This window comes from Levilactobacillus cerevisiae (assembly GCF_003946245.1).
Taxonomy (GTDB): domain Bacteria; phylum Bacillota; class Bacilli; order Lactobacillales; family Lactobacillaceae; genus Levilactobacillus; species Levilactobacillus cerevisiae.
On record NZ_RHNN01000032.1, the window covers coordinates 18,930 to 39,430 of the forward strand.

A 20,501-nucleotide genomic window follows, 5' to 3' on the forward strand; every position below is an offset into this window, starting at 1 on the left:
GCTAGCAACTGAGATACCTGTCGTATCCAAACGGGTCACTAAAAACTACTGTGCCTGAATTGGCATGGCGGTTTTTTCGTGTACCCTTTTCTGAGTCCATAAAAAGATGGCTGACTCCAATCGGAATCAGCCATCTTTAATTTATATCTGCAATTCACCCTTAAGACTGCGCCGTGTCCGGATCAAACTGCATCCCGCCGCTGAATGGTGCCGCATCAATCGCCGCCATCTCTTCGTCGGTTAAGTTGAAGTCAAAGTCATCCAAGTTAGCCGCCATGTGTGCCGGGCTCACCGACTTCGTCAACGGAATAATCTGCTTTTGAATCAACCACCGCAAGATGACTTGGCCCGGTTGCTTGCCGTACTTCGTCGCAATCGAATTGACCGTCGCTTCCGTCAGAACATTACTGTCGGGTCCACCAAACGGACTCCACGCCTCAACCTGAATGTCATTGGCTTGGGCAAATTCAGCCGTAGCCGTTTGGGCAAACCCGGGATGGTACTCAATTTGGTCCAGCATTGGCTTAATCTCAGTATCCTCAATCAATGCTTGTAAGTGGTGATCCAAGAAGTTGGACACGCCAATCGCTTTAATTTTGCCGGCCTTGTAAAGGTCCTCCAACGCGCGCCAAGTATCTGCGTTCAGCTCACGCCAGTCATCATGCCATTTGGCATTAACAGGCCAGTGAATCAGGTAGACGTCCACGTAGTCCAAGTCTAACCGGGCCAAGGAATCGTTGAAAGCCTTAACCGTACCGTCATAGCCACGGTGCGTGAACCAAGCCTTGGTGCTGACCAACACATCCGACCGCTGCAAGCCATTTTCAGCCATGGCTTCACGAATCCCTTGGCCGACACTAACTTCGTTGCCATAAGCCTCGGCCGTATCGATCAATCGGTAGCCGCTCTTGATGGCATCCTTAACCGCCTTCACCGTATCCGGGCCATCGGGAATGATGGTGCCAAAGCCAACGACTGGAATCTTGTATCCATTGTTTAACGTGTAAGTTGCTGTCATATCCATTTTAATCACCTAATCCTTTTCTTCTTTAATTGAGAACTGTTGAAACATATCTAACATGTCTTGATATCCGTGGGCATCGCTTGGTAAAGCAAAACCTTCACCCGTATTCAAAGACTTGATTTGTGTCATCTCTGTTGGCGTCAACGTAAAATCAAAGACTGCTAAATTTTCACGCATCCGCTCAACGTGGGTCGTCTTTGGAATAGCAACAATTCCACGTTGCAGCAGCCAACGAAGAATGACTTGTGCTGACGACTTATGGTGTGCCGCACCAATTTTCTTTAAGATTGGAATTTCAAAAATGTTTTGGCTGCCAGCGGAGAATGGTGCCCAGGCTTCCATTTGGACGTTGAAGTCCACCATTGCTTGCTGGTCTGCCTCACGCTGATTAAAAACATTCGTTTCAACCATGTTAATTGCCGGTCTAACGTCAGTGAAGTTAATCAGGTCCACCAACTTTTGCTGACTAAAGTTATCGACGCCGATTGCGCGGATTGTTCCCGCCTGATTGGCTTCACTCAAGAAACGCCAAGCGCCATAATAGTCACCGACAGGCTGATGGATAAGGTATAGATCAACATAGTCAAGTCCAAGTTTTGCCAACGACCGCGCCAAGCCACGCTGTGCACCCGCATAGGAATTATCCGTCAGCCAAAGCTTTGACGTAATGAACAGCTCCGACCGATCCACGCCACTACGCTTAATCGCACGACCAACCGCTTCTTCGTTACCATAAGCCGCCGCTGTATCAATCAATCGGTAGCCCATCTGGATAGCCTGCAGCACAGCTTCTTCGGCCTCAGCTAAATCGGTAACTCGGAAAACGCCCAATCCCAGCTGGGGCATCTGCACCCCATTATTCAATGTCACTTTATCCATCATTTTCAGCTCCTTTATTTTGATCGTTCAAGTGAAAGCGTAGATAGTCAATCGCCGCCACCTGGCTTTCACACTGGTGAATCTCGGCCAGCCGTTCCTTTCGTTTGCGCGTCAAGAGCCCTAACCGTTGTTCAGTTGTCCGTTGATTCCGTTCGTCAAATTGCAGGTAAGTTGCCACCTCTGCTGCCGTAAACCCCATCGTATAGAGTGCCGCAATGGTTTGCAGGTAGACCAAGTCAGCGTCATCGTATTGACGTTCATCAGGCTTGGTCTCATCATGCCTTACCCAAGTGTCGTAATCACTTAAAACTTGATCAGACAACTGATAGGTTGCTTGTACCGTGGACCGATTCAATCGTCCTCACCTCACTAACTCTGTTATTTTCTAGTTGCGGGACCCATAACTATTCTTTTAAAATAGCCACCCGACCAAACACGTGATTCTTTTCCAAATAGTCCTGCGCATCGGCCACCCCATCACGGGACAACGGGAACACTTTCTGAATGGGTACCCGCAATTTACCGTCCGCCATCATAGCCAAGATTTTTGCCAGTGTTCCGGTTCCCTGAGCACTCAAGAACTGTGCCTGCACTTGTGGGTATTGAGCCGTCACATCATTTTCTAAGTACTCTACCAAGGTGACTAACCGGCCACCCGGCTTGACAACGTCAAAACTATGCCGTAAAACTTCACCACCAACGGTATCAATCACCAGATCTATATCCGCGACGGCATCACGGAAATCAGTATGGTAATCAATAACTTTGTCGGCTCCCAAAGCCTTTAATCGTGATTCATCCTTAGGATTGGCCGTGGTATAAACCGTCGCACCAGCTTGTTTAGCCAACTGAATTGCCAAAGTCCCCACACCACCCGCACCACCATGAACCAAGACTGATTGCCCGGCTCGTAACTGACCATTATCAAATAACGCCAAGTATGCTGGCACGCCCACCATCGTAACGGTTCCTTGATCCAGCGCAACGCCCTGTGGCAGCCGGGCAACGGTGTGCGCGTCCAGGATAGCCAGCTCCGCGTAAGCTCCCAGACTGGTATTGCCCACGATACCCAAGACAATTTCGCCGACTTGGAAATCAGTCACCGCTGAACCCTTCTTAACGATTCGACCAACGGCATCCGTTCCGAGAACCGCTGGCAATTGAATTGGCATGCGTTCACGGAAATCACCACGCCGCATGCCAATATCAAATGGACTCACGGACGTGCCCAGAACTTCTATCAATACGTCGCTGGGCTTCAAGTCCGGCACCAATACCTCTTTTTCCTCTAAGACTGAACTGTCTCCATAATCATTCATGACGACTGCTTTAGTTTGCATATTGATTACCTCCATCGCATTTCCTAAGTTGATGACCATAGTGTATCGCCCTTTTACTGATATGTTAAATGCTTATTATGGCTGATTAGTTATTCATATTATGTATTTCTTGCAAAATAAAAACCGTGTCCCTTAAAGGCCACGGCTCACCACTCAATTCTTCTGCATCTTCTCTTCCCGTACAAATCGAATAAACGCCGCCGTTACTTGTGAATGCGGCTGTTGCCCCCGCCAGGCCAACACAGAATTCAGTGTCAGCTTGGGAACTAACGGCACGTAAACCAAATGATCAAAGTGCTGATTCAGCTTCAAGCAAATCACCACGCCATGATTTCTCTGTGCTAACATCGCAGCGTTGTAAACCAGATTGTAGCGGGCCTTGTTCCCCATTTTAGCCGCATATTCACCGGACCAATTGGCCAACTCATTCTGAACGACCTTATCTAAGATGGTAATAACCGGCGTCCCAACAAGGTCACCAGGACGTATTGCCTCGTAGGACGCAAACTTAGAATCCTCGTGTGCGAGAACTCCCCACTCTTCCTTAGCCGTCATCCGGACGAAGTCATACTTGCCAATTTCAACGGGCTCAATTAAGAGGCCCAGATCAATTGACCCCTGTTCAATCCAGCCTTTAATATCCTCATTGTTCCCACTGTGGAGGGCAAATTTCACTTTGGGATGCGCCTGTTGAAAACGGTCGATGAGGTCCGCAACTTCTTCCATACTCTGCAACTCACTACACCCAATCGCAATCGTCCCCGCCAGTTCTTCAGTCTGCTGCAGTTCTTCGCGCGCACGCTCTAGCATGTTTACCATATCCTGCGCGCGTTGCCGGAACAACAGCCCCTCTCTGGTTAAATAGATGCTGTGATTACTGCGGCGAAACAGCTCGACGCCTAGCTCTTCCTCTAAACCCTTAAGTTGCCGCGACAGGGTTGGCTGCGTTAAATGAAGCAATGCCGCTGCGCGTGTCACGTTTTCTTCTCTGGCCGTCATCAAGAAATAGTTCAGTACCCGGACATCCATGACCAACACTTCTTTCCCGTATTTACGCTGTGTCAGCGCTTAATTATCTACAGTTATTTTATCACAGTTCATTAGATATACATTTTATGTATCACGAGCATGTATGATAAGCATTTTTATTATGCCGTCGTGGCGCGTATGCTAGTCCTTGTTCTTCAGAGAACGGCGGGCTACCTAGCGATTTTCTTTACGCTAATCCCAGCCGGAACAAACAACTCTACTTTACGACTACCCAACTGAAAGGAAGTTTTATCATGAAAATTGCTGTCATTGGTGCCTACGGAAAAACCGGGCGGGCACTGATTCAAGAAGCCACGAAACGTGGCCATTCTGTCCTAGCCATTGCCCATCGTCAACACGATGATGTCACTTACGACAATCTGCTCATTAAGGATTTAATGGATCTAACCGCGACTGACTTAGCTGGCATCGATGTCGTCATTGACGCCGTGAGTGCTTGGACGCCGGAAACGTTTGCCATTCACACTACCGGTCTCTCTCACCTGGCACAGATTCTATCTGGAACTGAGACGCGCTACCTGAAGGTTGGTGGTGCCGGCACCCTCTACATCAATGCGGATCACACCAAAATGCTGAAGGATCGCGCAGACTATCCAGCTGATTGGTTACCCCTAGCCGATGCGTTGGTTGCCAGCTTAAGTCGGTTACGTTCGTACTCCAATTTAGCTTGGACCTACGTCACACCGGCCTTCAACTACGATGCGGATGGCGCGGCCACTGGCGTTTACCACGTGGACGGCGAAAACTATTTAGCAAAATCCGACGCGGATAGTTACATCAGCTATGCCGACTACGCCACGGGCATGCTGGATATTATCGAACAGAACACCTACATTCGCCAACGCATCACCTTGGTTGGCGGAGAGGCATAGTCTAAAAAAATACGGTTAGTCCCTGGTTGCTAGGGCTAACCGTATTCTTTGGTAGTTCTATGATTAGGCCATGTTACAGCCATTTGCAACACTGTCACCAATTTCATGCACGGGCGATGAGCTGCTATCGTCGATTAACTTTTTTCGATGACAAATTGTCACAACTTCTATTGGAGATGCTCAACCTGAAATCTTGTGCAGAGAATTACTTAAGCGTTGACCGGCCGAAAAATGTCAATTTAGATAAGCCAGCCTACTGATTCGCTCGCCGCACTACTTAAGCGTTGACATATCAATCACGTAGCGGTAATGCACTTTACTATCTAAAATATTCTGGTAAGCTTTTTCAACATCATTAATGCCAATCATTTCAATCTGAGGTTTAATGTCGTTTTGAGCCGCAAAGTCTAGCATTTCTTGTGTCATTTGAATTCCGCCAACATTGGAGGCTGTCACCTTTGCCTGATTTCCGAAGATTGAGAACAGGTTAAAATGAATGTCATTGCTTGGAATGCCCACATAGCAGAAAACACCGTCCGTTTTGACCAACGGCAAATAATTATCTAGATTCATATCAGCTGCCACTGTGTTAAGAATAAAGTCAAAATGACCAGCCAAATTTTGAAAATCTTCTGGTGTCTTCAGAATTTGGTAATCCGTTGCACCAAATTGTTGGGCCTCACCACGCTTACTTTCAGAGTGCCCCAACACCGTAACTTGGGCACCAATCTTTGCTGCAAACTGCACAGCTATATGGCCTAAGCCCCCTAAACCAATAATGGCCACTCGACTATCTTTCCCCACATTGAACCGCTTCAGTGGGTTATACGTGGTAATCCCAGCACACAGTAACGGTGCCGCATCCTCAAGAGATAGTTCATCCGGGATGTGCAGAACAAAGCGGTCTTTAACAACGATTGATTGTGAGTAACCACCCTGCGTAATTGTGCCATCATCATCTTCAGAATCAAAAACAACGACAACGCCATTTTCACAGAATTGCTCTTGGCCGGCCTTGCATGCTGCACACTGACCACAAGAATTCACAAAGCAGCCAACTCCGACTCGATCTCCAGGTTGAAAGTTTTTAACATCTCTCCCAACTGCTGAAACGATTCCTGCAATTTCATGTCCAGGAACCATCGGGAAATGGGCACCCTGCCACTGCACCATACTGACATCACTATGACAAATACCACAATACTTAATATCGATGGCAACATCGTCCGGCCGTAAGTCACGCCGCTCAATCACTGTCTGATTGAATGAAGCAAAATCACCTTTGATATTGGCCGATAGAGCTTTAACTGATTGACTCATAAAAATCACTCCACTTTATTTCGTTTTTTTCTAATCTTGGCTTGAGTCCACATCTACGTAGTCCCTGTCAACACCGGGTATGCGCTTGGACCTTTTTTAATACGTCGTTACCACCGCACTCATAATTTGCCACTGACCATTTATACGTTGAACGTAGAGATCTGTATTCAGTGGCCATTCAGTCTTTGCGCTGCCGTGAATACTGGCAACCACACGACTTTGTCCAATGATGTGCCAGCCGTGGCTCGTCTCTCGCAGACTGATCTGATCTTCTACAGAAGAATAATAATGCATCGTTCCCTGTTGTAATTCCTGTAACCATTCAACCTTGGGCTGCACGTAGCCCGTCATATGCGTCAGCGTAAAATCTGGTGCTAACAACTTGCCTAACCTCACCGTGTCATCAGCCGCCATCACAGTATTATAGTCACGATAGAGTTTTCGTAATTCCTCATCCATCTTCGGAATCCTCCTTCAGTTAACAATGTCTCATTAGTTACTTCATAAGATCAAAACATCTTATCCACGGTCTTCCACAAAGACACGACCATTTTTTACATACCACGTCATTTAAATCTTAAATACTACTCCCCGGCAGGAAAGTCGGTTGACGCTGCCAAATCAGTCTGCTGTTTAAAATCAGCAACGCGCTTTTCCAGCGTGGCAATCGTATTCTCAAGCGCTTGAGAACCCAAGACCATTCGTAGAGGCGCTGGTTCTTGATCAACACTTTCAACGATTCGACTGGCCATCCGTACCGGGTCTCCGGGAGCAAGACCATTGGCTGGATCAAGCATCTTTTGGAATGCATGTGCCGGATTACCTTCATAGGCTGGCAAGAAGTTCGCAACCTGCGCACTGCCATAACGGAACTCAGTCCGCGCACCACCAGGCTCAACAATCGTGACACCAATGTTAAAACTAGCAACTTCTTGGGCGACGGCTTCCATGAAACCTTCAATCCCAAACTTAGCCGCGTGATACATTGAGTTCCCAGGAAAGGCTACTTGACCACCGTATGAAGAAATTTGAATCAAGCGTCCATGACCTTGCGCCCGCATACTTGGTAAAATCGCACGGACCATTTGGATTGAGCCCGTTAAGTCGGTCGCAATAATCTGGTTCACTTCAGCATCGCTTAATTCTTCAGCCGCACCGAACAAGCCATAACCGGCGTTGTTAACCAACACGTCAATTTGATAGTTTTGCGTTAATTCATCAACTAATTGATGAATGGCCGCAACATCCGTCACATCCAATGACTTGCTCACAAATGTGTCTGGGTATTGGTTCACTAAGTCTTGTACCTTAGCTGCATTCCGAACCGTACCAATGACCGTCTTACCTTGTGCCAAAAGTTGTTCCGTCATTGCGTGACCAAAGCCACTGCTAACACCCGTAATTAACCAAGTTTTATTTTCCATCAGTCTGATCTCCTTTTTATTTCCGATTGATTCCCAAACTGTTTCGCGTGCCCATCGTGGTATCGTGGGCTAGCCGGACAACCAAGTCGGCAATACTCTTACGTGAGACATCGTGCCCACCGAATGGTTCGCCTTTTTCTGTCACTTCATAATCCGTATCAGTACCATTATCAAACCAACCTGGCCGAATCACCGTGTAGTTTAAATCAGAAGCTTCGACGACATCGGCAGCATTCCGATACCCTTGTAACATAGGATTTTCTGCAAGGTTCCCGCCACCGACACTAGCTGGAATTTCATTATAAATACCCATTGAGGCAATGAACAATAGTCGTTTAACATCTGCCTGATCCATGGCCGTCACTAAACTCTTGGCCATCCCCGCTAAGTTACCACTCAAAGCAGCAAAAACCACGTCTTGATCAGCCAAGGCTTCCTGTAGAGCAGCACTGTCAGTCACACTACCGGTAATTGCCCGTTCACGGTCAGCACGCAACTGCCCCAAGCGGCCAGTATTCCGTGCCATTAACGTTAACTGGTCATCCGTATTAGCCAGAAAATACCGCCGAGTCACGCTACCCACAGAACCCGTTGCTCCAATAATTAAAACGTTTGTCATAATGAAATTCCTCCACTTCATCTTTGAATAGCCTTAGTCTACAACCTTGAAGTAACTGCAAGGCAAGTACACTGACAAAATAAATTTCAATTTTTCAATCTCTAAGATTCAGTACCAGTCGCCGCGCGTTATTCAATCAACGTTAGCTCTAAGCTGTCCGTTTTCTTCTGCAAAATTGGTAAAAACTCAGTCGGGAAACTACCTAGTCGGCTAACTTGGTACGGCGAAATATCTTGATCACCAAAATTCAATGAAAAGGCCTGCCAATCCTGGAAAAAGTAAATACCACCAGCTGCTACCTTTCCGGTTAAATCCGCCGAGTAGTCAATGGTCGTTGGCAATTGGCCGAAATATTCATGACCCCCATTTAACTTAAAAGTCAGGGTTAAAGGCAATTTCAGTAGCACCTGCTTTTCAAAATCCGGGTTAACAACCAGTGGAAAGCTCTCTTCTTGATAACGTAATTTCATACAAGTCACCGCCTATCAGTTAATATAGCTCATCTTACCGCCTTGAAGTTACTGCAAGGCAAGCCCTTTTACACTTTTCTTTCGCCTTTCACAATACCAATCGCGAACAGCAACGCAATCACAGCAAAAACCGACATCCAGACTAGAGACTGGTTATATGAACGAGCTGGCAATTTCGGCCCAGTAACCATCCTCACCATTGATTAGCGTTGCTCCCTGGACGCCCATTCGGCGTTTAACCCTCGGCTGATTGCTAAACCAACCGACTATAGGGATCCACTACCAATGCTTCAGCCATCAAAACTTCCGTATAAATATCGTGGAGTAAGCTCACATCAACCACATGCTGTCGTGCTTGTTCGGCCAGAAAAGCCCGTTCACTAGCAAAGGCCTGCATCATTGCCCAGCGCTGATCACGGCTTTGCAAAATACTGACCGCCTCATGATGATTGGTAATCCCACGCCAGCGTCGTAAGAACAACGGTAATGGATTGGTCTTATTTTGATCCTGCAGGTCATAAATGACCGTTGCTTTGATTTCCGAATTGAGTTGCAATTTCTCTACACGCGCAATCCCCACAGCGGTCATTTGCTCACGAATCTGGGCCAAGAGGACGGGTTTGCTGAGCACATCACCGTCTCGAGGTAAGAGCCATTTGAAGACTAACGTGGGTACCAACATGCTGGCAATAATGACCACAGTTTCTACTAAAATAACCTGTTGAAATTGTGTCGTCGGTATTAAACCCGTAATCGAGAAGGTCATGGCCAAGGTCACTGTTCCGTGAACACCGCCGAACGCAAAGAGCCAGCTGTCCTTGACCTGCTTACCGGCAACAAAAAAGTAGGCGTAGATGAATCGGCTGACCAACAAGAACCCATAAATAGCTAATCCCAGCCAAAACCAATTCAGTGAAACAACCATCTGTTGGTGCTGTTCCCGCACGATTCGCTCTAAACTAATGCCCAGAATCACGAAGACACCACCATTTAGAATCTCTACTACAAAATTCATTAATTCCGTCCCAAAATACATCTGCCGCGATGCTGTAAATCGACTCCCATTGGCCTCACTGTTATGTACCAGCCCCGCGACAACTACGGCAATAATGCCGGATACAGCTAATTTTTCCGCAACCAGATAAATAATAACTGGCGTCAACAGGTAAATTAATGTCTGCGAAGAAATTACGTTTGCTTCGCTACGAACCAGGGCCTGACGGAAAAGCATTAATCCGAAAGCCAGCACCATGCCGACAATCGCACCACCAACAGCTGAGAATAATAGTCGGCCAACGTTTTGACCCAAAGATAGCTGACGGGTTTGCCACCACAATAACCCCGCTTGCAATAAAACCAGACCGGTTGCATCGTTAAATAACGACTCCATTTTCAGTTGATTGCCGAGACGCGCACTAAACTTTCGACCAGTCACGACGGATTCGAAGGCCGTGGCGTCGGTTGGCGTACTGATTGCTACCATCACTAAAGCTAGGGGAAAACTTGTTGCTAACGTCCAGTGGATACCTACTGTTGCCACAACAGCTGATCCAATCGCCAGCACAAAGGCCGTGCCCAAGATGCTTGAAAAACCCCTACTAACCTTAAGTATCGGGGTAACCTGCCCCTCAAAAAATAGAAGTGGTGCTAAAATTAAAATCATAAAAATTTCATTTTCAAAGCTTAATACCAACTGGTCCAGTGCTGGTACTAGCCCCACAATAACACCTGCCAACAGCGCTAAGTATGTCTTAGAAATTTGCGGAACCCACTGCGCCACTATGTTAGCGATTGCTACGGTAACTAACAAAACAAAAGTTGAGGTAAACAGCTCCATCTTTCCAACCTCCTGATTAGCAAAAAGAGTGACCGGTCTCAAATGGTCACCCTGCTATTAATGTGCCGGTTTCCTACCACCAGCCGATTCGTTTCTAGAATTAAACATTTTTTTATAGTAATGACGTATCGTCAAAAAATCGTCAAAAAATTCGTAAACAAGCCCACTAAAAATAGAATAGCATTAACCCGACATCAGGCAAAGCTGGCACTCTCAGAATTTCCTAGAAAGTGCCGACCTGGTTAAAATTAGTTGCGCTCACACCCGATAATACTGTCCGTCATTTCGACGCGGGAAAGGTATCAGTATCTACTTCGTATACTTGATTACTTTGGCGGGTACACCAACAGCTACTGCATTGTCGGGGATGTCTTTGGTAACGACTGCCCCGGTGCCAATAATGGCGTTTTCACCAATCGTCACTCCTGGCGCCACATTGACCCGTGCGCCTAGCCAGGCATTCTTTTTGATGTGAATTTCTTTCGTGCTAATCATCCGGATATTGTTGGGCTCATGGTTGTCCGTAAATAATCCAACCCCTGGCCCCATCATCACGCCATCATCAATCGTAATCGTTCCGACAGACATCATCGTCAGATTATGATTTGCGTAAACATTTTTGCCTAAGTTTACGCGGTTACCACAATCAATATACATTGGTGGCGTGAAGAAAGTACCATTCTGCATTTGGCCGTGTAACAAATCATTTTCTAGCGCCACAATTTTTTCACGATTACTTGGACGCGTCGCATTAATTTCATAACACAAGTCGTTGCACCGATCAATTTCACCATGAACTTCTTTTTGATACTGCGCGTCACGAATATCGATCGTCTTTCCCTGACGGAGATCTTCAAAAATAGTCATTACTGATTCTCCTTTTCTGACATAACTTCGTTGACTAACTTCAATGCGGTCAATGTCCGTGGGTACCCAATGAAAGGCAATAATACCGTGATGACATCCAGTAATTGTTGCTTACTGTTGCCCACGTTTTGATTGGCGCTGATATGGCCGCGAACTTGTGGATCTGCACCACCCATAGAAATTAGCATTGAAAAGGTCAATAGTTCTCTAGTCTGCTTATCTAACCCAGTCCGAGTGTAGAAATCACCAAAGCAATTATCAGCTAGGAAGGTTGCGAAGTGTTTTTGATTGCTCGACGCTGTCGCCAGCATCTGATCAACACTGTCACCCACAATCTGACGAGCAGTAGCTAAGCCCTTCTCCGCGCGTGTTTCCGGCGTCGTCGTACTTTGTAGTTCTACTGGTAATTGCATACCTTTAGCCTGAAAAACGTCATTAGTGCCATACAAAAAATCAAAAACTTTTCCCAGTCCAGCGTAAGGAACCGCTTGATACACAATTTCTTTAATCTCAATCGGCGTTACGCCAACATTTAAGGCGGCCGTCACCATTGCTTTATATTCATTCAGGCACTGCATGGCGATTAAGGATGCCAGCGTCACTTTCAACCGGAGCTTCGTTTCCAGGTGGCTGTGCTGTAAGACCTCATCAAACGCAAAATTATCAAAGAGATCGATAAATTCTGGATCGGTCTGTTTTAACGTTGACTTGTGATTAGGGAACATCTCATCATGATTCTGTTGTGCAATTTTATTAGGCATCAAATAGCTTCCTTTCCAATTTCTCGTTCGATAGAGTCAGAATAGTCCCTTGCAGTTACTTCAAGGCAAGGTTTTTTTAAAATTTGCTCCAAAAGAAAAGACGCCACATAAGAATGTCGTCAAATCAATGATTCTATTCACTTTCCCGAAGAAGAATGTCTTGGAGAGCGACGTAGAAGCGTACGGATCCCCTTGGTGTCAGCTAGTTAAGACCACGTGATTTTCCCCTGATTTAGCCTCTGGTTTAGTTTTGTCCAAAAGTCTTGTGCGTGGGAGCTACCTCTTATCCCAATTTAATCGATGGGTTTTTATCCCACTCTCAGTTTTTACTGTTCTATGTTTGGTGGATGTTCCAGAAATTTACAAATCAGCGATCACGTTTGACGGCTGCCATTTGCGACTCGCCCCAGTTACAAATGTCCTCCATGACAGGGATCAAAGACTCACCTAATGGCGTTAAGCTGTATTCGACCTTGGGTGGGATCTGGGGATACTCCTCACGATGGACTAATCCATCAGCCTCCAGCTCTCGCAAGGTGCTCGTTAGCGTTTTAAACGATATCGGAACCAGTAAGCGTTTGAGCGCATTGTAACGCAACGGTTGGTGATTTAGGTGGATAGCGTAAAGCGCCTGCATTTTATATTTGCCGCCAATTAGCCGTAAAGTGTAGGCGAATCCCGTATCCTGTAGCCGATTTTCCTTGATGTAATCGATATCTGCCATGACACTCTCCTTTGGGTTAGTACCGCACTTTTATTTGCGTACTTGTTTGCACATTGATTATATCATAGACTCAACTTATCAATTCGAAGGAGGACTCATTCATGAAAACGATTATCTATGCGCATCCCTATGAGGGCAGTCTTAACCATGCCATCTTGACGCGCCTCACCGATTACTTTACCCAGACTGACCAGGCCTACCAAGTGATTGACCTCTACCAAGACGGCTTCAATCCCCGGTTTTCTAAAGAAGAATTACGTTTGTTTAGCCGTGGTGAAACGCCCTATCAGCTGGTCAAACACTATCAACAAATGATCAGTCACTCCACTGAATTAATTTTCATCACCCCCATTTGGTGGCATCAACTACCGGCAGAACTGAAAGGCTTCTTTGATAAAGTCATGCTGAAAGGTTTTGCTTACCAGGAAGCGCCGGAGTGGCACGGCCTGTTGATCTACATTCAAAAGGCAACCGTGATTACCACGGCAACGTTGACCAAAAGTTACTTGAAAAGTGAGTCGGGTGATCCGATTCAGAATAATCTAATCAATCGGGTTTTTACGGACATTGGCATTGACCCTAACCGCACGAACTGGATTCATTTGGGCGAGGCCAACACGACGACTGATGCGGTCCGGCAGCAATTTTTGGCAGATTTACCTCAATTATATTTGCAAGGACAGAGCTAGTCTTGGACCCAATCTTACGGGACTAACACGAATCAATGCTCAACCAAAAAGCGACCGATCTTAAGTTAATTAAGATTAGTCGCTTTAAACTATCCGTTACTTCACCTGAATGGTGCCACGCTCCACAGCGCCCCGAATACTCAGTTCGATGGTTTCTTCCACTGAGTATTGTGGCCGATAGCCAATCAGCCGCTGCGCATTCTCAATGCTATACTGACCACTACGCGCAATATGATAATACGTCTTGTCGCTGTCAATTGGACTATCTACCTTAGCCACCCAATCAGGCCATGGTAAGAAATCAATCTTAGCTTCTCGATGAAAGAAATGATACATCAACTGTGCATAGCCATAAAGTGTGATTGAACGCGCAGACACCGCATGAAAACTCTCGCCCAAAGCCTGGTTTCGATGCTGAATGGCATCCACAAACTGTTGCGCCACATCACTCGCATGGACGTGGTGGAGCGTTTCCATCCCAAAGTTAGGCAAAACTATTTCCTTGCCATCCGCAATGTCTTGGAAGACCTGCCTGTTTTGATTACCTGCTGGATTAATAATATCCCAACCCGGACCGGAAATCTGACCTGGCATGATGACGGTTGCTGGAAAGCCATTTTTACGGTACTCATCTTTCAAGTACCGCTCACTTTGGTACTTGTTCTTCCCATAATCATCTAACGGTTCTTTTAAACCATTTGGATCAACTGGCAAGACCTGTGCTCTGCCATGTGCCCACACAGAAGAACAAAACAAGTAATGACTAACTGACGTTTGTTTTAAAGCCGCGACGATTTCTTTCGTATTTTCAAACTTGAAATTCACTAAATCAATGACAACGTCGGCGTTCAAAGCAATTAGTTTCTTGGTGAATGCTACTGTATCATTTCTATCTAATGCGACAAACTGAGCACTTTGCCAGGTCCAGTCGTCAATATAAGGCTGGCGCTCATGTCGACTGATCACGATGACCTCATTTCCCAGTTTCACTAGCTTTGGCACCAAGTAAGAACCGATATGACCGTAGCCACCAATTACAACAATTTTCATTTTCCGTCTTCCCCTTTGTTAAAAACGCCCTCAACGTGATCGTCATAGTGGGTTAATTTTTCTGCCAGTCTCGCGTACGCCCGTTGCATATCTTTAATCCGTTGGGCCATCTCAACCAACTGTCCTTCTAATAATTGCTGACGCTGTTGCTTAGTGTCAGCGCCAGCCTTAAAGAGCTGGTAATAAGTCACTAACGTTGAAATACCAATCCCCGAGCTCCGCATACAAGTGACAAAATCAATCCAGTCAATTTCATCTTGCGTGTACTCTCTGTAACCACGCGAATTCCGCGGAACCTTTGGAATCAGCCCCGCCTTTTCCCAGTACCGCAGGGAATCAATGGAAACATCAAATTTTTTAGCAACCTCGCTACTTTTCACGAACATGCACCTTCATTTCTGATTACATCATAACCTATGGAGTGCACACCATAGCAAGAACCAATTTTAAAATTCTCCCGGTGTCGTCACCAATACAAAAGGACCGGCCAGCGACCGATCCCTGAAATCCAAATTACTTCTTCCGCTTTCGGCCGACCACTGCTAAACCCAACAGTGACCCCAGCACAGCCAACCCCCACAACGGCGACACTGATCTTTCATCCGTCTGTGGCAAGGTTTCCTTGGCAATCACTGGTTGAGGTACGGCCAAGTTCACAATCGAATTTCCTTCAGCCTTCACGGTTGGCGTCTGACGAATCCGTGCCGCATCACCATCAGTGACCCGTTGATTCATTTTGTTCCCGGTTGGCTGATCACTAGCCGATTTCTCAGCGTCCACCTTATCCGCTTCTGGTCCGGGATCAACGAGATTACTATCCCCATCCATTTTGGCATAGACGTACGTGACCTCACTATCCTGATTGCCAAAGACACCATTGGCGTTAGCCGGCGTCACAATCAGCTCGTAGCCTGCGACGCTTGCTGGCGTTGTCGTATAGCTGTCACCCGCCTGACCAGTCACAACGTCATCGTCGGCGATTGCCAGTCCCGCACGCGTTTGGTAGTGTACCGTCACCTTAACTGTTTCACTGGGCGTGACGACTGGCGGATTTACAGGAGGCGTCACCGGCGTTTTATCGTAAACGTATACGACGGCAATATCCTCCGCGGTATACGTTCCCTGAGAATTCTCCGGCTGAGCGGTCAACGTATAGCCCGCAATATATTTCGCTTCAGTTACATAGCTGTCGCCAATTAATTTAGCCTCTAAAACAACATCATCAGCTAACTTCTTCCCCGCCTTATCTTGGTAGGAAACGGTCACCGCACCGGCCTGATCTGCCAGCACATAGGGTTGGAACATCGCGATTCGGTTGGTGTCTTTTTCGTTGACAACACCAATCATGAAATACTTATACTGCTGCACGTGAATGTGCTTGTCAGGATACGTCGTCACACCGGGCTCTTGCTCCGGCATGTTGTTAAATGTAATCGTGCCGTCCGCGTTAAATTGCCGGTCACCACCACGATAGTAAGCCAGACCGTATGTCGTGCCGGGGACCTTCGAGTCAGTCGCCACCCACCACTTAGCTGCCGTGGAGAGTTTCCAGTGATAGTTATCCTCATCAATAAACGCTGCCGTCAATGTTCCCGACTTCGTGGCCCGGTCAATCCGGATGACTGGTAGCACCACGTACTGAAACCAAGTTTTAAGCTTCGGCACCTTCATGCCATAAAATCCTGACAAATCAAGGATACTGTTGTATTGGATATCGACATCCTCTAAGTTGGTTAACCCCACTAAGGGGCTGATATCTGTGATTCGGTTACCGGCTAAATCAAGATAGGTCAGATTCTTCATATTCGCTAAGGCTGAGATGTCGGTCACATCGCCAAAGACTTGACCCGATGCGTTCAAGTTGGATTTTAAACTCAACCGGGTGATATTAACCGCATACTCCAGGCCCTTCAACGAGAACGCCGTCGTGCCGTCAATGTAGGTGTCCTTAAAATTAGAATTGGAACTGCCGGCCACATCTAACCGCGTCAGCAATGCCAGATCTTCCTGAGTAATGTCCTCTGGCGTGGCCCACGTCCGACCAATCCCCAAATCATTCAACGCATTCAGAATCGTTACCTGCAAAGTCTTGTTGGGTAACCAGTCGTCAATGGTCACCTTGGCTACCTGCGCTGCCAGGGGACTGACTACCACGGCCGGGGTTGTTGGGGTAGTCGGTGGCGTGCCTGGCGCAGACGCTTTCATCCGCTTAACAGTCTGCTCAGGGGCCGCTGCTGGTGGCGTTTGCCCCACCTTTTCTTCGTGCTCAGCCGCGCCAGCCGCCTCATCAGCCGGAGCCGGATCTTCCGGTACAACTCCCTGAGGTGCGGGCTCCTGGTCGGTCGGTTCTGGGTCGACTGGATCTGGGTCCGCCGGTGCTGGTGCTGGCTCGACCGCTTTTGGCTCTGACGTCACAACCCCACCATCAGCAGTCGTAACCGGTGTTAAACTAACGGTCTTATCCTGCAGCTGTGATTGCGCCCCGTCGGCCTCCACCACCGCTGGGTCATCGCCATCTGCCGCCGTATCGGCATTGGCAGTCACATCGACTGCGCTTATCGCCAGTGACGTTGCCAGAATACTTGCGAATAACCAATGCTTACCTTTCTTATACATCTTATAACGATGTTTCGTACGCAACTGATTCAACACGATATTTCCTCCCCTTTCAGGGTTTGCTTAGGGTGTCCAAATAAAAACAAAATAAGTAATAGTCAGTTTAACCGAATGCTTATATAGGCAAAATATAAACACGCTGTCACAATTAGTATATATCATAATCGATAATAAAGCTAATTTACTTTAGCTGTGAATCCTTCGCCACCACAATTATCACCTATGAGAGTTTCATCTTACCAACCCTACCAAATCAGCGTTCTAGTAAGGCCTACTCTTTATTATTCTTTCAAATCCCTTCGCACTAAAAAAGAACCCGTTCACCAAATTGGTGACAGGCCCTCTTAGATGTGTGATTCAACTAACCTCCTGCGTATTACAGGGAGATAGCATTAGTGAACCTTCGGCCAGTTCTTACCAACCTTTTTGTACTTTAGATGCGTGACAGAGAAGCCATCGACGTGACACCGAGGGTCTGGGAATTTGACACGCATGTTAAAATTAATTTATATAAATCAATTAAATAAATCTTGCCAAATTAATTTCAGCCTCAAGACAAGTCTTTTTCTCAACTTACATACGCGCTAAGCTAACCTTAACCAAATTTGGTTGAGGTTTTTTATTTGGCAAAAATTGGAGATGATAGCGTGCCCCAAGTTGAAGATGATTTCATCCAACACCTACAGCTACTACAGGACTTAAAGTTTTTGATAGCCGAATACTCAGATTACCGCCTAGGCTACCAAAACATGCGGATCTTTGAAATTACGGTTGATACCCGCCACATTGACCTGGTTGCCGAGTATCACCGCTACCAACCTGATCATTCACTTAAGGAGGTTGCTCACCTGATTGTGATCAAGTATCACCTATAGCTTCAAGATGCGCAGAATGCTTTCCGCAATAGCTTCCCGCTTATCCTCTGGGAGTGCGCGTAAATAATCAAGCAGTGCCAACGTGTTCACGCCAGACAATTTTTCATCACCAAAGAAGTCGCTCATGTTTAAGTTGAGCGCGTCTGCAATCGCCTGTAGCTTGTTTAGGCTAATATTCTCAATTTCACCACGTTCAATCCGTGATATAAGGCTGATAGAAACGCCAGCACGTTCGGCTAACCTTTCAATCGTTAATCCCAATGACAGTCTCTTTTGATTCACTAGTTTGCTTATTGCAATTTGCATGGTTGGCTATCTCCTATCATGGCATTAAAGCCAACCATAATTTAAATTTTTTGTCCTTAACAGAGTTTAAAATACCTATTATTCTAATTTATAGGGAAAATATTACACTTTTGTTGTATACTAAATTTGGAAATCAGTTGTTAGGACTGATTTTCACCTAAATTCACTATTTTTGGAGGAGTCATGATGAACTTAAATTGGACCAAGAAAACTGCGACCATTTTGCTGAGTAGTACCTTGTTAGGCGGCGTCTTGTTGCCGGCAATCCCCACGTTTACCACGCAAGTACAGGCAGATAGCCTTGACGAGGCGCCCGTCAGCTATCAGACCTTTAAAAATGACGAAGGTGTTGTGAAAGCCGCCGTTAAAAAGGCCAATCCCGCAGTACAACGCCAAATTAACGCAGCATTTTTCAAGCGGATGGAAGCAGACCCCGTCAATGCATATGGACGGGCAGTGACGCCTTACTTCTCACAAGTGATGCAGGCCCTGGAATCCGACGCTGTCAGCAATATCGGTAGCCACGGTCAGGTAACCTCGGCATTTAAACAGGATTACACGGCCATGATTGCTGTCTACAATCAGTTTAAGAGCCGTCTCGAGCCTATGTATCAAGATTCCCTCAGTGATGAAGTCGAGGAGGCCAATCAGGCAGTAAACGCTAACAAGGTTGATTCAGGCACTATTGAAGACGTCGCCGACTACTTTATAGAATATTTTCAAATGGATCTTCGGCCTGACACAGTTACTGGCATGCCTGCAGTTAAGAGTCGTCTGACAAAACTAACCGCCAAAAAGACCTCTTCTAAAAAGAACGTCAAAGTTACTGGCACGGCCAAGCTTGGTAAAAAAGCGAACTACGCTCAAATTAAAACGTCCAAGGGCACGAGCTACGCCAAACTAAGCCGAACGCACCACTTTAGTAAAAAGATCTACGCACCCAAAGTGAAAAAGGTAACGGTTGCTGTTGGTTACTACGCCCACGGCCAGTTCTCACGCGTCACGAACACCAAGACTGTGTCAGTTAAGTAACTATCCACTAGGAGGTCCCCAGAACACTCTGGTCCTCACCATTTTATTAAGGAGGCTGTTATTTTGTCGAAAATTATCAAGTACTTTGCACTTGTCCTTGCCATGGCCGGCGTTGCTTTATTTTCCTTTAACGCAAAAGTAGATGTGTCTGCTAATGCCGCATCAGTCACAACTATTTCCGCAATGCCAAAAGCCTATCGTCACACTTGGTACGGGCCTGATCAAAATGTACGTTTCACTGCACACACGTTGGCTTTTGGCAGAGTAGGTCATAAGTTCTACAAACCTAATCACTTTAAAAAAGTATCTGTCAAAAAAACACATTCCGGTAAAGTCTTATTTCCAAATCTTCAGGCTGACATTCCGTCATTTAAGATGGTACATGGCTACCTGTACGTTCGCAATCAACAAGGATATTGGGATAGATTTCTCCGGTAACGTGATGAACCCACAGGAGGTATCGCTATTTTGTTAAACGTAAAAATGACTAAATTGGCTGTAATTGCCCTCGCTACTGCCGGCATGATTGGCGGCGTTATTTCCACAAATTCCACCACCGCATCAGCATCAGCCACAAAAGTCCGTTACTACCAGAACATTAAGAACCACCCTTACAAGGTCACTCGGAAGCACGCCTTAGTCTATACTAACGGTCGGCTCTCCCGTGTCGAGTGTTTAAATAATTATGTGTAAATAGAAAAATAAGCAATTGAAAAGGGAAAGCCTCTCCCTTATGATAGTTAGCA

24 protein-coding genes are annotated in these 20,501 nt (G+C 46.4%); 6 read left to right on the top strand and 18 right to left on the bottom strand.

Annotated elements, in window-relative coordinates; genetic code table 11:
• Positions 1-160: 160 nt before the first annotated feature.
• The 5 genes from EKM99_RS13185 to EKM99_RS13205 all read right to left on the bottom strand — a co-directional run bounded on the left by EKM99_RS13185 (position 161) and on the right by EKM99_RS13205 (position 4,272).
• The gene (locus tag EKM99_RS13185; protein WP_225419873.1) at positions 161-1,024 is read right to left on the bottom strand and encodes an aldo/keto reductase; all 864 of its coding nucleotides are present in this window, start codon (positions 1,022-1,024) and stop codon (positions 161-163) included.
• A gap of 9 nt (positions 1,025-1,033) precedes the next feature.
• The gene (locus tag EKM99_RS13190) at positions 1,034-1,906 is read right to left on the bottom strand and encodes an aldo/keto reductase (protein WP_225419874.1); all 873 of its coding nucleotides are present in this window, start codon (positions 1,904-1,906) and stop codon (positions 1,034-1,036) included.
• A complete protein-coding gene (locus EKM99_RS13195; protein WP_125583881.1) occupies positions 1,896-2,258 on the bottom strand; it encodes a MerR family transcriptional regulator in 363 nt (120 codons plus the stop codon). Before EKM99_RS13195 ends, EKM99_RS13190 begins: the two co-directional genes overlap by 11 nt.
• A gap of 49 nt (positions 2,259-2,307) precedes the next feature.
• On the bottom strand, positions 2,308-3,243 hold the full coding sequence (locus EKM99_RS13200; RefSeq protein WP_164511610.1) for an NADP-dependent oxidoreductase: 936 nt from the start codon (positions 3,241-3,243) through the stop codon (positions 2,308-2,310).
• Positions 3,244-3,396: 153 nt separating this feature from the next.
• The gene (locus EKM99_RS13205) at positions 3,397-4,272 is read right to left on the bottom strand and encodes a LysR family transcriptional regulator (RefSeq protein ID WP_125583883.1); all 876 of its coding nucleotides are present in this window, start codon (positions 4,270-4,272) and stop codon (positions 3,397-3,399) included.
• A gap of 254 nt (positions 4,273-4,526) precedes the next feature.
• On the opposite strand from EKM99_RS13205, the gene EKM99_RS13210 reads away from it, so the two are divergent.
• Positions 4,527-5,165 (top strand): NAD(P)-dependent oxidoreductase, encoded by a 639-nt coding sequence (locus EKM99_RS13210; protein WP_125583884.1) that lies wholly within the window; start codon positions 4,527-4,529, stop codon positions 5,163-5,165.
• Positions 5,166-5,438: 273 nt separating this feature from the next.
• Here the strand turns inward: EKM99_RS13210 and EKM99_RS13215 are convergent, their stop codons facing one another.
• The 9 genes from EKM99_RS13215 to EKM99_RS13255 all read right to left on the bottom strand — a co-directional run bounded on the left by EKM99_RS13215 (position 5,439) and on the right by EKM99_RS13255 (position 13,187).
• Complete coding sequence (locus tag EKM99_RS13215) at positions 5,439-6,485, bottom strand: NAD(P)-dependent alcohol dehydrogenase (RefSeq protein ID WP_125583885.1); 1,047 nt, start codon at positions 6,483-6,485, stop codon at positions 5,439-5,441.
• 96 nt (positions 6,486-6,581) lie between these two features.
• Positions 6,582-6,944 (bottom strand): nuclear transport factor 2 family protein, encoded by a 363-nt coding sequence (locus EKM99_RS13220; RefSeq protein ID WP_125583886.1) that lies wholly within the window; start codon positions 6,942-6,944, stop codon positions 6,582-6,584.
• 125 nt (positions 6,945-7,069) lie between these two features.
• Positions 7,070-7,909, bottom strand: coding sequence for an SDR family oxidoreductase (locus tag EKM99_RS13225; RefSeq protein ID WP_125583887.1), 840 nt, complete (start codon positions 7,907-7,909; stop codon positions 7,070-7,072).
• 16 nt (positions 7,910-7,925) lie between these two features.
• On the bottom strand, positions 7,926-8,549 hold the full coding sequence (locus EKM99_RS13230; RefSeq protein WP_125583888.1) for an NAD(P)H-binding protein: 624 nt from the start codon (positions 8,547-8,549) through the stop codon (positions 7,926-7,928).
• 107 nt (positions 8,550-8,656) lie between these two features.
• Complete coding sequence (locus EKM99_RS13235; protein ID WP_125583889.1) at positions 8,657-8,998, bottom strand: cyclophilin-like fold protein; 342 nt, start codon at positions 8,996-8,998, stop codon at positions 8,657-8,659.
• A 253-nt stretch (positions 8,999-9,251) separates the two neighbouring features.
• Positions 9,252-10,835 (bottom strand): cation:proton antiporter, encoded by a 1,584-nt coding sequence (locus EKM99_RS13240; protein WP_125583890.1) that lies wholly within the window; start codon positions 10,833-10,835, stop codon positions 9,252-9,254.
• A 309-nt stretch (positions 10,836-11,144) separates the two neighbouring features.
• Positions 11,145-11,702, bottom strand: a complete 558-nt coding sequence (locus tag EKM99_RS13245) for a DapH/DapD/GlmU-related protein (protein ID WP_125583891.1) — start codon at positions 11,700-11,702, stop codon at positions 11,145-11,147.
• On the bottom strand, positions 11,702-12,463 hold the full coding sequence (locus EKM99_RS13250; protein ID WP_225419875.1) for a carboxymuconolactone decarboxylase family protein: 762 nt from the start codon (positions 12,461-12,463) through the stop codon (positions 11,702-11,704). Before EKM99_RS13250 ends, EKM99_RS13245 begins: the two co-directional genes overlap by 1 nt.
• Positions 12,464-12,830: 367 nt before the next feature.
• Positions 12,831-13,187 (bottom strand): winged helix-turn-helix transcriptional regulator, encoded by a 357-nt coding sequence (locus tag EKM99_RS13255; protein ID WP_125583893.1) that lies wholly within the window; start codon positions 13,185-13,187, stop codon positions 12,831-12,833.
• 101 nt (positions 13,188-13,288) lie between these two features.
• Between EKM99_RS13255 and EKM99_RS13260 the strand changes: the two genes are divergently transcribed.
• On the top strand, positions 13,289-13,876 hold the full coding sequence (locus EKM99_RS13260; RefSeq protein WP_125583894.1) for an NAD(P)H-dependent oxidoreductase: 588 nt from the start codon (positions 13,289-13,291) through the stop codon (positions 13,874-13,876).
• A 96-nt stretch (positions 13,877-13,972) separates the two neighbouring features.
• On the opposite strand, the gene EKM99_RS13265 is transcribed toward EKM99_RS13260, so the two are convergent.
• From EKM99_RS13265 to EKM99_RS13275, 3 genes are all read right to left on the bottom strand, one after another.
• Positions 13,973-14,926: an NAD-dependent epimerase/dehydratase family protein gene (locus EKM99_RS13265; RefSeq protein WP_125583895.1), complete on the bottom strand. Its 954-nt coding sequence runs from the start codon at positions 14,924-14,926 to the stop codon at positions 13,973-13,975.
• On the bottom strand, positions 14,923-15,306 hold the full coding sequence (locus EKM99_RS13270; RefSeq protein WP_164511611.1) for a MerR family transcriptional regulator: 384 nt from the start codon (positions 15,304-15,306) through the stop codon (positions 14,923-14,925). Before EKM99_RS13270 ends, EKM99_RS13265 begins: the two co-directional genes overlap by 4 nt.
• A 133-nt stretch (positions 15,307-15,439) precedes the next feature.
• Positions 15,440-17,578, bottom strand: a complete 2,139-nt coding sequence (locus EKM99_RS13275; RefSeq protein WP_125583897.1) for a MucBP domain-containing protein — start codon at positions 17,576-17,578, stop codon at positions 15,440-15,442.
• A 587-nt stretch (positions 17,579-18,165) separates the two neighbouring features.
• Between EKM99_RS13275 and EKM99_RS13280 the strand changes: the two genes are divergently transcribed.
• Entirely contained in the window at positions 18,166-18,417 is a 252-nt protein-coding gene (locus tag EKM99_RS13280; RefSeq protein WP_125583898.1) for a hypothetical protein, read from the top strand.
• On the opposite strand, the gene EKM99_RS13285 is transcribed toward EKM99_RS13280, so the two are convergent.
• A complete protein-coding gene (locus EKM99_RS13285; RefSeq protein WP_125583899.1) occupies positions 18,412-18,723 on the bottom strand; it encodes a helix-turn-helix domain-containing protein in 312 nt (103 codons plus the stop codon). The two genes, EKM99_RS13280 and EKM99_RS13285, sit on opposite strands and share 6 nt — an antisense overlap.
• Before the next feature lie 186 nt (positions 18,724-18,909).
• Here EKM99_RS13285 and EKM99_RS13290 point away from each other — a divergent pair, with 186 nt between their 5' ends.
• From EKM99_RS13290 to EKM99_RS13300, 3 genes are all read left to right on the top strand, one after another.
• On the top strand, positions 18,910-19,755 hold the full coding sequence (locus EKM99_RS13290) for a hypothetical protein (protein WP_125583900.1): 846 nt from the start codon (positions 18,910-18,912) through the stop codon (positions 19,753-19,755).
• A 63-nt stretch (positions 19,756-19,818) separates the two neighbouring features.
• Positions 19,819-20,193 carry a hypothetical protein gene (locus EKM99_RS13295; protein ID WP_125583901.1) on the top strand — a complete coding sequence of 125 codons (375 nt, stop codon included), beginning with the start codon at positions 19,819-19,821 and terminating at the stop codon, positions 20,191-20,193.
• Positions 20,194-20,223: 30 nt separating this feature from the next.
• On the top strand, positions 20,224-20,448 hold the full coding sequence (locus tag EKM99_RS13300; RefSeq protein ID WP_125583902.1) for a hypothetical protein: 225 nt from the start codon (positions 20,224-20,226) through the stop codon (positions 20,446-20,448).
• The last annotated feature ends 53 nt before the right edge of the window (positions 20,449-20,501 follow it).

Coding starts and splice junctions, on each gene's coding strand:
- EKM99_RS13265 (WP_125583895.1), bottom strand. CDS start 14,926: ATGAAAATTGTTGTAATTGGTGGCTACGGTCATATCGGTTCTTACTTG.
- EKM99_RS13240 (WP_125583890.1), bottom strand. CDS start 10,835: ATGGAGCTGTTTACCTCAACTTTTGTTTTGTTAGTTACCGTAGCAATC.
- EKM99_RS13185 (WP_225419873.1), bottom strand. CDS start 1,024: ATGGATATGACAGCAACTTACACGTTAAACAATGGATACAAGATTCCA.
- EKM99_RS13285 (WP_125583899.1), bottom strand. CDS start 18,723: ATGCAAATTGCAATAAGCAAACTAGTGAATCAAAAGAGACTGTCATTG.
- EKM99_RS13255 (WP_125583893.1), bottom strand. CDS start 13,187: ATGGCAGATATCGATTACATCAAGGAAAATCGGCTACAGGATACGGGA.
- EKM99_RS13260 (WP_125583894.1), top strand. CDS start 13,289: ATGAAAACGATTATCTATGCGCATCCCTATGAGGGCAGTCTTAACCAT.
- EKM99_RS13200 (WP_164511610.1), bottom strand. CDS start 3,243: ATGCAAACTAAAGCAGTCGTCATGAATGATTATGGAGACAGTTCAGTC.
- EKM99_RS13215 (WP_125583885.1), bottom strand. CDS start 6,485: ATGAGTCAATCAGTTAAAGCTCTATCGGCCAATATCAAAGGTGATTTT.
- EKM99_RS13205 (WP_125583883.1), bottom strand. CDS start 4,272: ATGGATGTCCGGGTACTGAACTATTTCTTGATGACGGCCAGAGAAGAA.
- EKM99_RS13230 (WP_125583888.1), bottom strand. CDS start 8,549: ATGAAGTGGAGGAATTTCATTATGACAAACGTTTTAATTATTGGAGCA.
- EKM99_RS13190 (WP_225419874.1), bottom strand. CDS start 1,906: ATGATGGATAAAGTGACATTGAATAATGGGGTGCAGATGCCCCAGCTG.
- EKM99_RS13225 (WP_125583887.1), bottom strand. CDS start 7,909: ATGGAAAATAAAACTTGGTTAATTACGGGTGTTAGCAGTGGCTTTGGT.
- EKM99_RS13250 (WP_225419875.1), bottom strand. CDS start 12,463: ATGCCTAATAAAATTGCACAACAGAATCATGATGAGATGTTCCCTAAT.
- EKM99_RS13235 (WP_125583889.1), bottom strand. CDS start 8,998: ATGAAATTACGTTATCAAGAAGAGAGCTTTCCACTGGTTGTTAACCCG.
- EKM99_RS13210 (WP_125583884.1), top strand. CDS start 4,527: ATGAAAATTGCTGTCATTGGTGCCTACGGAAAAACCGGGCGGGCACTG.
- EKM99_RS13245 (WP_125583891.1), bottom strand. CDS start 11,702: ATGACTATTTTTGAAGATCTCCGTCAGGGAAAGACGATCGATATTCGT.
- EKM99_RS13290 (WP_125583900.1), top strand. CDS start 18,910: ATGAACTTAAATTGGACCAAGAAAACTGCGACCATTTTGCTGAGTAGT.
- EKM99_RS13220 (WP_125583886.1), bottom strand. CDS start 6,944: ATGGATGAGGAATTACGAAAACTCTATCGTGACTATAATACTGTGATG.